Below are 13742 nucleotides of genomic sequence, written 5' to 3' on the forward strand. Positions count from 1 at the left end.
GGCGCACAGCGCCCGGGCATAAATAATAAAGCTGTACTTATTTATTAGGGACAAGACATGGGAATAAAGATGCCTTACTGGTGGCTCTCGTGCTGCCTGATATCTATACCCGCCATCGCGGCAAACCCGGCGGCAACCATCAATACCGGACAGCTCCGCGAAACGCAGGAACTCCCCTCACTGAATGGCCGCGTCGCCCCGGTGGCAGGCAAAGCCGCTCCCGGTTCACTACAGCTTGGCGAGGCCGTTAATCGCGCCGTCACCTGGCACCCGGCGATCGCTGAAGCCGTGGGCAAACTCTACGAACAGAACGAAGAGGTCGACGTCGCCAAATCGAAATACTATCCGCAAATCAACGCCGGCATGGACAACGGGTATTCCCACGACGGCGACCAGAACGGCTTTACGCCGTCGCTGGTGCTCTCTCTTTCACAGATGCTCTACGACTTCGGCAAAGTGGCAAGCCAGGTGCGGGCCGAAAACGCCGGGGTCGCCCAGCAGCAGGCCAACGTGCTGGTCAGCATCGACACCATCGCCCACGATACCGCTATCGCCATGGTGCAGGTGCAAACCTGGCAGCAGATGGTCGACACCGCCAAAGAGCAGCTTGACGCCCTCTCATCAATCGGCAAGCTGACCCGCCTGCGTAACGACGAAGGGGCCACCTCGCTCTCTGACGTGGTGCAGACCGACGCGCGCATTGAAGGGGCGCGCGCCCAGCTGATGCAGTATCAGGCCAGCCTCGACAGCGCCCGCGCCACGCTGATGAGCTTTCTCGGCTGGAACAGCCTGAACGATATCAGCAATGACTTTCCGCAGAAGCTGGCCCGCAGCTGCGATATCGCCGAGCCGGACGATCGTCTGGTGCCTGCGGTCCTCGCTGCCTGGGCACAGGCGAACGTCGCTCAGGCTAACCTTGACTACGCCGACGCGCAGATGACGCCAACCGTCTCGCTGGAGCCGGAAGTCCGTCACTATCTGAACGATCGCTACGCGGGTAACGAAACGCGGGACCGCACCCAATATTCCGCCTGGGTGAAAGTCCAGATGCCGCTCTATCAGGGCGGCGGACTCACCGCCCGACGCAACGCCGCCGGTCACGCGGTGGAAGCGGCGCAGTCGACCATTCAGCGCACGCGCCTCGATGTCCGCCAGAAGCTGCTGGAGGCCCGCAGCCAGGTCATGAGCCTGCAAAGCACGCTGCAAATTCAGGGCCGCCAGGAGGCGCTCAGCGCCCGCACCCGCGAGCTCTACCAGCAGCAGTATCTCGATCTCGGCTCGCGCCCGCTGCTGGACGTGCTCAACGCCGAGCAGGAGGTCTATCAGGCGCGCTTTACCCAGCAGCAGACCCTCGGTCAGCTGCAGCTCAACTGCCTCTATAACACCGGGCAATTGCGTCATGCGTTCGATCTTGATAACCGCACCATCCAGACCGTGGAGATCCAGCCATGAAGCAACGCGACATCCCGCAGGGGGAAACGATGACGGATGAGGCGCTGGAGCAGTGGGCTCAGGCGTTTGGCTTTGTCGCCACGCGCTACCGCGTTGCCTGTTCGCCAGGCTCGCTCGTCGCGGGCGCGCCTTGGCTGAAAGGCAAACCGATGGTGCCCGCGCTGACCCAGCTTGCCCGTGAAGCCGGGCTGACGTTCCAGCTGCTGACGGCCGATCAGCAGTCGATCAACAGCTGGCGTCTGCCGGTGGTAGTGGCGCTGAACGACGGAAAAATCGGCGTGATCGAGAATTTCGACGGAGAAGATACGCTCGAGGTCAGCTTTTTCGACGACAAGACATACACCAACCGCCTGTCGATGAGCGCAATGCTGCCCGCCATCCGCCACGTTATCGCCCTGCGTCCACTGGCCGCGCTGAAAGACAGCCGCGTGGACGCCTACATCTCAAAGTACCGTCCGGACTGGCTCTACCGGCTGGTGATGCGCGACCTGCGTCCCTACAGCTGGGTGATGCTGGCGGCGCTGTTTATCAATGTGCTCTCCCTCTCCGGCATTGTCTTTTCCATGCAGGTGTATGACCGGGTGATCCCCGCCCAGTCCTACCCGACGCTCTACGTGCTGACCATCGGGGTGCTGATCGCCACCCTGTTTGGCTTTGTACTGCGCGTTGCGCGCGGGCACATTATGGATCTGCTGGGCAAACGCTCGGATCTGCGCGTCTCGGATCGCGTGTTCGGCCACGCGCTGCGGCTGCGCCACAGCGCCATTCCGCGCTCCACCGGCAGCTTTATCTCCCAGCTGCGCGAGCTGGAGCAGATCCGCGAGATGGTCACCTCCTCCACCATCTCGACGATTGTCGATCTGCCCTTCTTCTTCCTGTTTGTGGTGGTGCTGGCGATCATCGCGCCGCAGCTGGCGTGGATCGCCCCGGTAGCGGCGGTAATCATGGTCCTGCCGGGCCTGCTGCTGCAAAAGAAGCTGGCGGAGCTGGCGAAGCAGTCGGCGCATGAATCCACCCTGCGCAACGCGGTGCTGGTGGAGAGCGTGCAGGGGCTGGAGGACATCAAGCTGATGCAGGCGGAGAACCGCTTTTTGCAGCAGTGGAACAGCTATATCCAGATCACCGCGGAATCCGGCCTACGCACCCGCGAGCTGACCCAGAACCTGATCAGCTGGGGGATGACCGTCCAGAGCCTGGTTTACGCCGCCGTGATCGTGGTTGGCGCGCCGATGGTGATTGACGGCACGCTGACCACCGGCTCGGTGGTGGCCGCTTCGATGCTGGCCTCGCGGATGATCGCCCCGATGGCGACGCTGTGCGGCGTGCTCGCCCGCTGGCAGCAGGTTAAGGCCGCCAAAGAGGGGCTGGACAGCATTATGCAGCTTCCTACGGAAAATCAGCGTGAAGAGACGCCGATCCGCCAGGACGTGCTGCGCGGACACTACCTTTTCGAGCAGGCGCAGTTCCGCTATCAGCCGGAAGATCCGCGCATGGCGCTGCGCATTAACCGTCTGGAGATCAGGCCGGGCGAGAAAGTGGCGATCCTCGGGCGTAACGGCGCGGGCAAATCCACTCTCCTGCAGGCGATGGCGGGCGGCATGGATCTGGCCGCCGGCGAGTTGCGGCTCGACAACCTCAGCCTGCCGCATCTGGACGTGGCCGACGTGCGGCGAAACGTCGGCTTTATGACCCAGAATGCGCGGCTGTTTTACGGCACCCTGCGCGAGAACATCACCCTCGGCATGCCGCGCGCCACCGACGAAGAGATCTTCGAGGTGCTGGAGATGTGCGGCGCGGCCAGCTTTGTGCAGAAGCTGCCAAAGGGGCTGGACTACCCGATTATGGAGAACGGCGTGGGATTGTCAGGCGGGCAGCGGCAGTCGATTCTGCTGGCGCGGATGCTGCTGCGCGATCCGAATATCGTGCTGATGGACGAGCCGACCGCTTCCCTTGATGAACACACCGAGCGGGAATTTATCCAGCGCCTGGGGGCGTGGCTCGGCAACCGGACGCTGGTTGTCGCCACCCACCGCGTACCGGTGCTGGAGCTGGTGGAGCGCGTGGTCGTACTGAAAGATGGGATGCTGGTCATGGACGCGCCAAAAGCGCAGGCGCTGAACAACAGCCGCATGCAGCAACAGCAGCAGGCAGCAACCGGACGGGAGTGGAAAAATGAAAATCAGTCAGCGTGACGTAGCGGCGATGGACGATCTGGATAATGCGCTCGACTCCGAAAGCGGCTATACCGGCGCGCGGCGGATTGTGATCTTCTCGCTGCTGATGTTTGTGGCGCTGGGCGTCTGGGCGTGGTTTGGGATGCTGGATGAAGTCTCAACGGGAACCGGAAAAGTGATCCCCAGCTCGCGCGAGCAGGTGTTGCAGTCGCTGGATGGGGGGATCCTCACCGAGCTGAACGTTCACGAAGGCGATCAGGTGCAGGCCGGACAGGTGCTGGCGCGGCTGGATCCAACGCGTTCCGAATCGAACGTCGGCGAAAGCGCGGCGCGTTACCGCGCGTCGCTGGCCTCCAGCGCCCGTCTGTACGCCGAGGTGAACGATCTGCCGCTGAAGTTCCCGCCTTCGCTGGAGAAATGGACCGAACTGACCGCCGCCGAAACGCGGCTCTACAATTCGCGCCGCGCGCAGCTTGAGGACACGCAGCGTGAACTGCGTTCAGCGTTAGATCTCGCAAACAAAGAGCTGGCGATCACCCAGCGGCTGGTAAAAACCGGCGCCGCCAGCCACGTGGAAGTGCTCCGCCTGCAGCGGCAGAAAAGCGACCTAGAGCTGAAGCTCACCGACGTGCGTTCCCAGTATTACGTTCAGGCGCGCGAGGCGTTATCCAAGGCCAACGCCGAGGTGGATATGGTCTCGGCGATCCTCAAAGGCCGCGAGGATTCCGTCACCCGCCTGACGGTAAAATCCCCGGTGCGCGGGATCGTGAAAAATATCAAAGTCACCACCATCGGCGGCGTCATACCGCCCAACGGCGAGCTGATGGAAATTGTGCCGGTGGACGATCATCTGCTGATTGAAACCCGCCTCTCGCCGCGCGATATCGCCTTTATCCACCCGAACCAGGAGGCGCTGGTGAAGATCACCGCCTACGATTACGCCATCTACGGCGGGCTGCACGGGGTGGTGGAGACCATATCCCCAGACACTATCCAGGACGAGGCCAAGCCGGAGGTGTTCTACTACCGCGTGTTTATCCGCACCAGCCAGGATTACCTGGTGAACAAGGCGGGCAGGCATTTCTCGATCGTGCCGGGGATGATTGCGACGGTGGACATTAAGACCGGAGAGAAAACGGTGCTGGATTATCTGATCAAGCCGTTTAACCGGGCGAAGGAGGCGCTGAGGGAGCGATAGTCTTCGCCGGGCAGCGGCTACGATCTTCTCCCTCTCCCCAAAGGCTGAGGGTTCCCCACACATTAATGCTAGCACTGAACAATCCCCTCGCCCCTTTGGGGAGAGGGTTAGGGTGAGGGGAACATACGGCTGTGGTGGTCATTCCGTTCACTTTAGCCACCTTTAAGCCCCCACTGCCCCGGCGTTTTACCGGTCCACATTCTGAAAACCTCAATAAATGCGCTGACGCTGCTGTAGCCGCAGGACAGCGCAATCCATCCCACCGGCTTCCCCGCCGCCAGCCAATCCATTGCCTGCATGACGCGCGCCAGCTGCCGCCAGTTGACGAAGTTCATTCCCGTCTGGGCGCTAAATCGACGGTTAAACGTACGCACGCTCATCCCGGCATGGCTGGCATGGCTCTTGACCGATTGATTATCATCGACACACTGCAGCAAGTGGCTGACCACGTTCTTCAGACGCGGATCCGTCGGTACGGGCAGATAAAAGCGCACCTGAGGCGTCAGGGCAAGCTCATCCAGCAGCAGAGTGAGCTTTCGCGGATCGTACTCGTTTTCTGCAACGCTTAAGCGGGAAAACAGTGCATGAGTGAGATCGTCGGGCTCGAACAGCGCGGGGACATCGGGAAGCATTGCACAGCACGCAGGGTCAAGATAGATAGCGCAGCCTTCTATCGCGCTTTCAGAAAAGGCGGCGTGCTGCTGGCCCGGCGGGATCCAGCCAATATGGTTTGCCGGTACAACCGAACGCCCCTGTTGGGTCTCAATCACCAGCAGCCCCGTTGCAATACGCCAGAGCTGTCCGGTGGGATGGCTGTGCCACGCGGTGCGGTAACCGCCGGGATGACAAAGCGTCTCTGTACCGATCATCTTATCCTGGCCGAAAATCGTTATTCATCGACGTATTACAGAAACTGCGCCGTCGACTGTCAAGGATAATGGTGGCTCGACTACACAAGGAGCCAACATGAGCATCATCACAACCCTGATAGCCCAGCCTGACAATACCCTACAGCGCGAGAAAATGGCGTGCCTGTTAAGCCGCTTGTTCAAAGGCGAATTAGATCCCGCAGAGGTGTTCACGCCCGATTACCAGCAGTACACGGATGGTCACGCGCTTGATTATCGGGGTTTTGTGCAGCACCTGAACCACGTCCGCTCGCAGATCCGCGCGATCGCATTCAGGGTTGAAGAGCTGGCCTGTCACGAGAATCTTTTAGCAGACCGGCACTGGGCTACGGTGACATATCCAGATGGTCGCCAGGCGGAATTAGAGGTGTATATGTTTGCCACACTGCGCGAGGGGAAAATCTGTCGTATCCATGAAGTGACGCAGACGATCGGCGGCGATGCTTCAGACCGCGCGCTCGCCCACGCCACGCAATAAGCTCACCCTGCGCGCACAACGGCAACTGCCGTTATGCGCGCTCTGTTACAGGGAGATCTTCAGGCGTCGAACCGCTTCTTTAAGCTGCTCATCCGTTGGGGTGACGAATGACATGCGCAGCGTTGTCGGGTCCGGTTCGTTGCAGTAGAAGAACTCGCCCGGTACAAACACCACGCCGTTGCTTAAGGTTTTTTCCAGCCATTTCGTCGTATTCATGCCGTTGTTCATTTTTGCCCACAGGAACATCCCGCCCTTCGGCTTGTGGAACGACATCACATCGCCCAGCTCGGCTTCCAGTTCCGTTGCAAACGTCTGGTATTTCTGGCGATAGGCCTCGCGGATCGTTTTAATCTGGTTCGCCAGACGCCCGGTTTTCAGGTACTCGTAGGTCATCAGCTGGGACAGCGTGCTGGTGTGCAGATCGGTGGTTTGCTTGAGGTTCACCACCGCGCGCTTCAGCCATTCCGGCACCAGCACCCAGCCCACGCGGGTGCCCGGCGCGAGGATTTTGGAGAAGGTAGAGGTGTACACCACGTTATCTTCATTGCCGATATCTTTCGCATGGGCAATAAGCGGTCGGAACACGTCATCGGTGTAGTTAATTTCGCTGTACGGATCGTCTTCGATAATCACGAAATCATGGCGCTTTGATAATTCCACCAGCTGTTTACGGCGCGCTTCTGAAAGCGTTACGCCGCCAGGGTTACCAAAGGTTGGAACGATATAAACCGCCTTGATGGTTTTCTTCGCCACCAGCGCTTCAAGTTCATCGACCTTCATGCCGTCGCCGTCGGTGCCGACGGATTCAAAATTCGCCTGTGCCAGGCCAAAGACCTGCAGCGCGGCGAGATAGGTAGGACGTTCAACGACAACCGTATCGCCCGGATTAATTAACGCACGCGCCAGCACGTCCAGAGATTGTTGAGAGCCGGAAGTAATGACCACGTCATCGGCCTTACAGGCGATGCCGCGCCCCTCGCAGATGCGTTTAATTTCTTCGCGCAGCCCCGGTACGCCTTCCGTCAGGCCATACTGGAACGCCTCGCCAAAATTCTGTGACAACACGGCATCGGCGGCAATTTTAAGCCCTTCGCGATCGAACAGGTCCGGATTGGGAATACCGCCGCCCAGCGAAATCACGCCTGCCATTTTGCTATGTTTTAATAATTCACGGATGGCAGATGATTGCAGGCCCTGCGCGCTGCTGGCGAGTTTGTTTGCAGACATTCTTTGATTACCTTCTTTTTTTATATTGTGCCCAATCTTAGCAGAATATGAGCAATAAATTCCGTTAGCTTAGGGAGGGGACGCAAATCCTGACGCCACAGTAAATGCACCGGCCTCGGCGCGGGCGTGAACGGCTCCAGCACACGCACCAGCCTGCCGCTTGCCAGCTCTTCCGCCACCAGCACTTCCGGTTGCAGCAGCAGCCCTGCCCCGGCTCGCGCCGCCATGCGTAAGCCGTAGCCGTCGTTGCATCTTAAGATCGCATCCCGCTTCCAGCGCACCTCCCCTTCCGCACCCGGCAGCCGCCACTCGTTGCGCGCGGTCCACACCGTGTGCGACAGGCACAGATGATCCACCAGATCGGCGGGCGTCTGCGGCGTGCCGTGTCGCGCCAGATAATCCGGCGCGGCGCAGATCACCATGTTGTAGGGACACAGATATTTCGCCACCAGATCGTCATTGCGGATATCGCCAATGCGAATGGCCAGATCGACCCCCTCTTCCACCAGATCGACCATCCGGTTGGTGAGATCCAGTTCGATACGCACTTCCGGGTAGCGCTGCAAAAATGTGGCCGTCAGAGGGGCGATCGCGCAGCCGCCAAACGACGTGGGGGCGGTGACGCGCAGGGTGCCGGCGGGCGCCGCGCGCAGCCGTTCAACCGCGCTTTCGGCAATCGAGACCTGCTCCAGCACGCGCCTGGCCTCTTCGAAATAAACGCGTCCGGCGTCGGTCAGGCTCTGGCGACGGGTATTGCGCTCCAGCAGCCGCGTGCCGAGCTGAGATTCGAGCAGCGCAATATATTTCCCGACCATCACCGCCGACATCTCCAGCCGCGCCGCCGCGCCGGTGAAGCTGCCGCTCTCTACCACCGCGATAAACGTCTCCATGCCGCGAAGTTTATCCATATTCCAAACCCCTGGTTAGTAATCATCTAACTTTAGCCCAGTTTATCTGACTTTTTATTTATTAAAGAATGAGGGCTCACAACATGAGGAGTCGGATATGAAAATCGTCATTATTGGTGCCAGCGGTACGGTCGGTCGAGCCGTAACCGAAGAGTTAAGCCGTCGTCACGAGGTCATCCGCGTAGGCCGCACGCGGGGCGACTACCAGGTGGATATCACCTCGCAGGCGAGCGTGCAGGCGCTGTTTGAGAAAATCGGCCCGGTGGACGCGATTGTCTCCGCCAGCGGTGGTCTCTACTTTGGCCCGCTCGCGACCATGAAGGACAGCGACTTCAACCAGGGCCTGCAGGACAAGCTGCTCGGGCAGGTGCGTCTGGCGCTGACCGGCCAGCATTATCTGAACGAAGGCGGCTCGATTACGCTGATAAGCGGGATTGTGGCGCACGAGCCGATTGCGCAGGGCGTGAATGCCACCACGGTCAATGCGGCGCTGGAAGGGTTTGTCCGCGCCGCAGCCTGCGAACTGCCGCACGGGATCCGCATTAACCTGATTAGCCCAACGGTACTGACGGAGTCCGCCGAAGCGTATGACGGGTTCTTCCCTGGCTTTGAAAGCGTTCCCGCCGCGACCGTGGCCCAGGCCTACCGCCGCAGCGTGGAAGGGGTGCAGAGCGGGCGGGTGTATAAGGTAGGTTACTGAGCCTTACGGGCGGACATCAGCACCAGCATCGGGCGCTCCGCCTCTTCGGACAATGCAGGCCAGGCGTCAATCTGCGCCTGCGTTGGTCCCCACTCATTGACTTCACTTATCGTTAACCCGGCCTTTATCACCGCGTTAAGCGTGGTGCCCAGCGTGCGGTGGTATTTAATCACTCCATCCGCCAGCCAGTTGCTGACGCGCTGGCTTTCGTCCTGATAATGGTTCACGCCCCAGAACCGCTCGCCGCTGTCGTCGGTCAGCCAGCCCTGACGGGTGGCGCAGGTGTAAATTGGGTGCTCCATCGAGAAGACCAGGCTGCCACCCGGTTTTAGCGCGCGCTGAACGTTGGCGAATAGCGTGCCCAGCTCCGGCAGGTAGTGTAGCGCCAGCGAGCTGTAGACAAGATCGAGACTGTTTTCGCGAAGCTGAAGAGATTCCAGATCGCTACGCTGATAGTGAATCTGCACGTCATCCGTCAGTTCAGCCGCGCGGGCAAGCATTTTTTCTGAGATATCGACGCCCGTAACGTCAGACGCGCCCAGCTCGCGCGCCGCGCGGCAGAACCAGCCGTAACCGCAGCCGAGATCGATAACCGCTTTGCCGGTTAAATCAGGCAGCATTGCCTTGAGCGCAGGCCACTCAGGCGCACCGTCCAGCCCGTGCACCGAACGCGGAAGCTGAGCGTAGCCTTCAAAAAACGCCGGGTTGTCGTAGATGTTTTGTGCCATGGCAGATCCCTCTTAAATAATGTGACTCCCAGTATAAAACATTGCCGGGTAAGGCGAAGCCGCCACCCGGCTCGCTTTTAGCCCACCGTACCCCAGACCAGATTTCCCTTGTGGAACGTCGCGGTGCGCGGAGAAATGCGCGCCACCGCCTCGGCGGAACACGAGGCGTCCACCAGCACAAAGCTGGCGTCGTCCTGCGCTTTTGGCCATACGCGTTCACCTTTATCGTTCAGCGGCAGCACGTCGCCGGTGGCGATGCCGAGCGCGCGGGAGAGCGTCTGCTCGTTCGGGCGAATATAGAGCTGGGCGTACAGATTGGCTTTCTCCAGCATGTCACCCAGACCGTACGGCGACCAGTGGTCAATCACGCTGTCGGTGCCGGTCATAACAAACACGCCCTTCTCCCGCAGCTGCTTCAGCGGCATGTGCAGGGTGCCAATCGGCACGGTGGAGGCGATGGTCACCTGCTGCGCCGCCATGCGGGTGGCAATCTCATCCACCTGCTGCTCGTTGAGCGTCGCCAGCGCGAAGGCGTGGCTGATGGTCAGCTTCCCCTTTAGCTCCGGCGTTTTCTCCACGGTTTCCACCATGTAATTCACCGCCGCCACGCCCGCCGGGCTGGTTTCGTGCAGGTGAATGTCCACCCCTTTGTCGTAGTCCAGCGCAATCTGGAACATGGTGTCGAGGGATTTCTCCATCGCGCCGTCAACGCTGGTTGGGTCCAGCCCGCCTACGTAATGCGCCCCCGCCTGCATCGCCTCGCGCATCAGCTTTTCGGAATTCGACAGCAGAAGGCCGTGCTGGGGGAAGGCGACGATTTCGCAGTCAAAACCTGCGCTACGGCGCGCCAGCACCGCCTGCAAATTTTCCAGGTTTTTCAGGCCGGAAACCGGCTCAATATTGCAGTGGCTGCGGGCGATGGTGGACCCTTTGGACTGGATCAGGTCGATCAGCTTTTCGGCGCGTTCTTGCGTGTAGGGCTGTAACTCCGGCAGCAGCTTCTGCTCCAGGCGGATCATGTCCTGAATGGTGGTGCCCGCCGGACGGTTCAGGGAGCGCCACGGGCCGCCGTAGAAGGTTTTATCCAGGTGAATGTGCATGTCGCGCATCGCCGGAAGCATCAGCTTTTTACCCGCGTCGTAGTGCGGCAGGGTCGCGTCGGCGTGGCTGTTGTTATCATGCAGGGCGACGATTTTACCGTCTTTAATCTCCAGCGTTTTCAGCTCGGTGCGGGTGCCTGTCGCCACGCTGCCATCGAATTTAAACCCGGCTTCAAGCAGCACGTTGTCCAGATAGTAATGTTTCGCGGTGATGTTCATCGGTTTACCGGTCTCGCAGAGTGGCTTTGCAGAGTCGGCAGCATACGCGACGGAGCCGGTTGCGCCAAACAGCGCGCAGGCGGTGACCATTTTGCCGCTCTGGCTGATAAACTCGCGGCGGCTTTTGTTTTCACTCATCTTATCTTCCTTCATTAACAATGTGGGTACCCGTTTCACCGCGCAGCGCCGCGGGCAGGCAGTCCGGCGAGGTGATGATCACGCGCCTGCCGCCGTGGCGTAAAAATGCCAGCGAGGCGACGATTTTGGGCAGCATGCTGCCCGCCGGAAAGTGGCCTTCGTCCATGTAGCGCGTCATCTGTGCCACGCTGACGGTGTCCAGCGCCTGCTGGTCTGGTTTGCCGAAGTTAACGCAGACTTTCTCCACGCCGGTGGTTATCACCAGCACGTCGGCGCAAATCTCACGGGCCAGCAGCGCGGTGGAGAGATCTTTATCGATAACCGCATCCACGCTCTGATAATCCCCCTGCTCGCTGCGCACCACGGGAATGCCTCCGCCGCCCGCGCCGATGACCACAAAACCTTTCTGCGTTAGCGCCTTAATCGCATCCGCCTCGACGATGCTCAGCGGCTGGGGCGAGGCCACCACGCGGCGATAGCCCCGGCCTGAATCCTCGACAAAATGCCAGTCCGGGTGCGCGAGCTGTAGCTCGTCGCGCTGCGCCTCGCTGAAGAACGCGCCGATCGGTTTTGTCGGGTGCTTAAAGCCGGGATCGTTTTTATCCACCTCCACCTGAGTGACGACCGTGACCGCCTTTTGCTCCCCGCGCGCCGCCAGGCGGTTGTTGAGCGCCTGCTGGATCAGATAGCCGATACCGCCCTGGGTATCCGCCACGCAGTTTGCCAGCGGGGTCAGCGGCAGCCCTTCCCGCTCGTGGGCGATCTCGGCGCGGCGCAGATCCAGCCCCACCTGCGGGCCGTTGCCGTGGGTGAGGACGATGTCATAGTCGGAGGCCAGCATTTCAAGCACAGACTCGGCCACCGCTTTGACCGCCTGCGCCTGATGTTCAACCGACTGGCTGGCGTTGTCTTTGATAATGCTGTTGCCGCCGATGGCGACGACCATTAGCTCTTTCATACGTTTTCCTTCGCAACAGTAACTTCAGCGCTCGCAACTTCGCGGCTGTCGAGGAAATGCTTCACCACAAACATGCCACCCATCATCAGGTAGGCCGTGACGAACATCAGGGAACTGCCCTCGGCAAAGCCCACCACTGGCGCGTGGATCACGCCAAACAGCGCCAGCAGCGCGCCTCCTGCGGCGGCGACGGCCCCGCGCAGCGGTTTGTTAATGATGGCGAAGATAGCGATACAGCCCCAGAGCATGCTGGCGAGCGGCGCACCGTTGCCGAGGTGCATCAGCCCCTCGTAGTAGATCCCTTTGCTGTGCAGCACGTCGGTGCCAATTTTCGCCGCGCTGGTTCCCGCCGCGCTCATCACGCTATTCATCATGGTCAGCGCCCAGTTAGCGATCCACGGGAACAGGCAGATAAAGATGACGGGCACCTCCACTTTGGGGGTTTCCCGCACCACCTGGTTGGCGGTGACGACGCCGATAAACACCAGAATCGGCACGATAGCGGTCATCGGTATGATGGCGAGCATAAAGGCCCCCAGCCCGAACAGCGGCACGATGAACATGGTCACGCCGGACGCCAGCGTGTAGCCGATGCTCGCCCCCATCGCCTTCCAGCCGGGATGGCCCACGTAGACCGTGACCGGGAACGGGTTGCCCATCAGGCAGCCGAGCATGGAAGCCAGGCCGTTCGCCAGCATCACCTTGCGGGTCGGGTACTCATCCCCCGCTGCGTGGGCGCTTTCGATGTTCTCCAGGTCAAAGATGTAGTTCGCCAGCCCCAGCGGTACGGCAGACGCCAGATAAGGCAGCGCGTGCGGCAGGCCCTGCATAAAGCTGTCCACGTGCACTTCCGGCGGATTAAAGCCGAAGGATGACATGGACGCCTTAATGGCATCCGGGCTTTGCAGTCCGGAAATCCACGCCAGCGCTGTTCCGGCAATCAGCAGCAGCAGGCCGGTCGGGATTTTGGCGAAAATCGGCTTTTTACCGAACCAGTTAATGAAGATCAGCAGCAGAACGATGAACGACACGGTGGGCGCTTCGAACGCCTGCAACATTGGGTTCATCGCCAGCAGCAGCAGGCCAAGACCGGACAGGCATGACAGCAGCACGGTACGCGGGATCATCTTGCGGATGGTCTCCCCCAGGAACGAGCCGCCCGCGAGGATCATTGCTTCCACAAAGCACCACACCAGGCCAATCTGAATCGCGAAATCCGCATCGCCGGTTTGCTGGTAGACGGGCATCAGGACCAGGAAGGTCACGGTAAAAATCGAGGGTGCGCTCGGGCCGGACGGCAGCGCGGTGACGTCCGTACGTCCGGTGGCGCGCGCCATTTGCAGGCCAAACCATGTGTAGCATAAGCTCGCTACCAGCACCGCCAGCCCGAAGGCCGGCGCGATGCGTCCATAAACAATCTCCTTCGGGATGCCGACGACAAAAATGAGCAACCCCATCATGGTCAGCAAATTAGTCAGGTTGTTGGTCATCAACCCGAAATAGGCCGCCCAGTCACCTCTTTTCCACTCCAGTTTCATGTTTTTCATGGATGCA

The 13742-nt window shown here is 60.4% G+C and carries 12 protein-coding genes; 5 read left to right on the forward strand and 7 right to left on the reverse strand.

Features of this window, described 5'->3' with window-relative positions:
* Positions 1-57: 57 nt before the first annotated feature.
* From ACMWL8_RS12885 to ACMWL8_RS12895, 3 genes are read left to right on the forward strand one after another with little or no spacing between them, the layout of a single operon-like run.
* Entirely contained in the window at positions 58-1452 is a 1395-nt protein-coding gene (locus ACMWL8_RS12885; RefSeq protein ID WP_045260877.1) for a TolC family outer membrane protein, read from the forward strand.
* A complete protein-coding gene (locus tag ACMWL8_RS12890; RefSeq protein WP_028014148.1) occupies positions 1449-3644 on the forward strand; it encodes a type I secretion system permease/ATPase in 2196 nt (731 codons plus the stop codon). Before ACMWL8_RS12885 ends, ACMWL8_RS12890 begins: the two co-directional genes overlap by 4 nt.
* 10 nt (positions 3645-3654) lie before the next feature.
* Entirely contained in the window at positions 3655-4824 is a 1170-nt protein-coding gene (locus ACMWL8_RS12895) for an HlyD family efflux transporter periplasmic adaptor subunit (RefSeq protein ID WP_088204896.1), read from the forward strand.
* A gap of 152 nt (positions 4825-4976) precedes the next feature.
* On the opposite strand, the gene ACMWL8_RS12900 is transcribed toward ACMWL8_RS12895, so the two are convergent.
* Positions 4977-5693 (reverse strand): AraC family transcriptional regulator, encoded by a 717-nt coding sequence (locus tag ACMWL8_RS12900; RefSeq protein ID WP_045260878.1) that lies wholly within the window; start codon positions 5691-5693, stop codon positions 4977-4979.
* A gap of 97 nt (positions 5694-5790) precedes the next feature.
* Here ACMWL8_RS12900 and ACMWL8_RS12905 point away from each other — a divergent pair, with 97 nt between their 5' ends.
* Positions 5791-6210: a nuclear transport factor 2 family protein gene (locus ACMWL8_RS12905; protein WP_045260879.1), complete on the forward strand. Its 420-nt coding sequence runs from the start codon at positions 5791-5793 to the stop codon at positions 6208-6210.
* Between the two features lie 45 nt (positions 6211-6255).
* Here the strand turns inward: ACMWL8_RS12905 and ACMWL8_RS12910 are convergent, their stop codons facing one another.
* Together ACMWL8_RS12910 and ACMWL8_RS12915 are read right to left on the reverse strand one after the other, a co-directional pair.
* Entirely contained in the window at positions 6256-7437 is a 1182-nt protein-coding gene (locus ACMWL8_RS12910; protein WP_045260880.1) for a PLP-dependent aminotransferase family protein, read from the reverse strand.
* Between the two features lie 20 nt (positions 7438-7457).
* Positions 7458-8345 (reverse strand): LysR family transcriptional regulator, encoded by an 888-nt coding sequence (locus ACMWL8_RS12915; protein WP_045260881.1) that lies wholly within the window; start codon positions 8343-8345, stop codon positions 7458-7460.
* Positions 8346-8442: 97 nt separating this feature from the next.
* Between ACMWL8_RS12915 and ACMWL8_RS12920 the strand changes: the two genes are divergently transcribed.
* Positions 8443-9045 carry a short chain dehydrogenase gene (locus ACMWL8_RS12920; protein WP_045260882.1) on the forward strand — a complete coding sequence of 201 codons (603 nt, stop codon included), beginning with the start codon at positions 8443-8445 and terminating at the stop codon, positions 9043-9045.
* Here ACMWL8_RS12920 and ACMWL8_RS12925 read toward each other — a convergent pair.
* From ACMWL8_RS12925 to ACMWL8_RS12940, 4 genes are all read right to left on the reverse strand, one after another.
* Positions 9039-9773, reverse strand: a complete 735-nt coding sequence (locus ACMWL8_RS12925) for a class I SAM-dependent methyltransferase (protein ID WP_045260883.1) — start codon at positions 9771-9773, stop codon at positions 9039-9041. The genes ACMWL8_RS12920 and ACMWL8_RS12925 overlap by 7 nt on opposite strands.
* Before the next feature lie 77 nt (positions 9774-9850).
* Positions 9851-11230 carry an amidohydrolase family protein gene (locus ACMWL8_RS12930; RefSeq protein WP_045260884.1) on the reverse strand — a complete coding sequence of 460 codons (1380 nt, stop codon included), beginning with the start codon at positions 11228-11230 and terminating at the stop codon, positions 9851-9853.
* A 1-nt stretch (position 11231) separates the two neighbouring features.
* A complete protein-coding gene (locus ACMWL8_RS12935; RefSeq protein WP_045260885.1) occupies positions 11232-12188 on the reverse strand; it encodes a carbamate kinase family protein in 957 nt (318 codons plus the stop codon).
* Positions 12185-13735: a hypothetical protein gene (locus ACMWL8_RS12940; RefSeq protein WP_045260886.1), complete on the reverse strand. Its 1551-nt coding sequence runs from the start codon at positions 13733-13735 to the stop codon at positions 12185-12187. Before ACMWL8_RS12940 ends, ACMWL8_RS12935 begins: the two co-directional genes overlap by 4 nt.
* Positions 13736-13742: the final 7 nt, after the last annotated feature.

Source organism: Enterobacter sp. 04-C-12-SI-ECC, from assembly GCF_047530715.1.
Taxonomy (GTDB): domain Bacteria; phylum Pseudomonadota; class Gammaproteobacteria; order Enterobacterales; family Enterobacteriaceae; genus Enterobacter; species Enterobacter bugandensis.

Excerpts from the sequence above, each read along its gene's own strand:
- ACMWL8_RS12895 (WP_088204896.1), top strand. The coding sequence starts at position 3,655 with ATGGACGATCTGGATAATGCGCTCGACTCCGAAAGCGGCTATACCGGC.
- ACMWL8_RS12940 (WP_045260886.1), bottom strand. The coding sequence starts at position 13,735 with ATGAAAAACATGAAACTGGAGTGGAAAAGAGGTGACTGGGCGGCCTAT.
- ACMWL8_RS12920 (WP_045260882.1), top strand. The coding sequence starts at position 8,443 with ATGAAAATCGTCATTATTGGTGCCAGCGGTACGGTCGGTCGAGCCGTA.
- ACMWL8_RS12925 (WP_045260883.1), bottom strand. The coding sequence starts at position 9,773 with ATGGCACAAAACATCTACGACAACCCGGCGTTTTTTGAAGGCTACGCT.
- ACMWL8_RS12905 (WP_045260879.1), top strand. The coding sequence starts at position 5,791 with ATGAGCATCATCACAACCCTGATAGCCCAGCCTGACAATACCCTACAG.
- ACMWL8_RS12930 (WP_045260884.1), bottom strand. The coding sequence starts at position 11,230 with ATGAGTGAAAACAAAAGCCGCCGCGAGTTTATCAGCCAGAGCGGCAAA.
- ACMWL8_RS12890 (WP_028014148.1), top strand. The coding sequence starts at position 1,449 with ATGAAGCAACGCGACATCCCGCAGGGGGAAACGATGACGGATGAGGCG.
- ACMWL8_RS12885 (WP_045260877.1), top strand. The coding sequence starts at position 58 with ATGGGAATAAAGATGCCTTACTGGTGGCTCTCGTGCTGCCTGATATCT.
- ACMWL8_RS12910 (WP_045260880.1), bottom strand. The coding sequence starts at position 7,437 with ATGTCTGCAAACAAACTCGCCAGCAGCGCGCAGGGCCTGCAATCATCT.
- ACMWL8_RS12935 (WP_045260885.1), bottom strand. The coding sequence starts at position 12,188 with ATGAAAGAGCTAATGGTCGTCGCCATCGGCGGCAACAGCATTATCAAA.
- ACMWL8_RS12900 (WP_045260878.1), bottom strand. The coding sequence starts at position 5,693 with ATGATCGGTACAGAGACGCTTTGTCATCCCGGCGGTTACCGCACCGCG.
- ACMWL8_RS12915 (WP_045260881.1), bottom strand. The coding sequence starts at position 8,345 with ATGGATAAACTTCGCGGCATGGAGACGTTTATCGCGGTGGTAGAGAGC.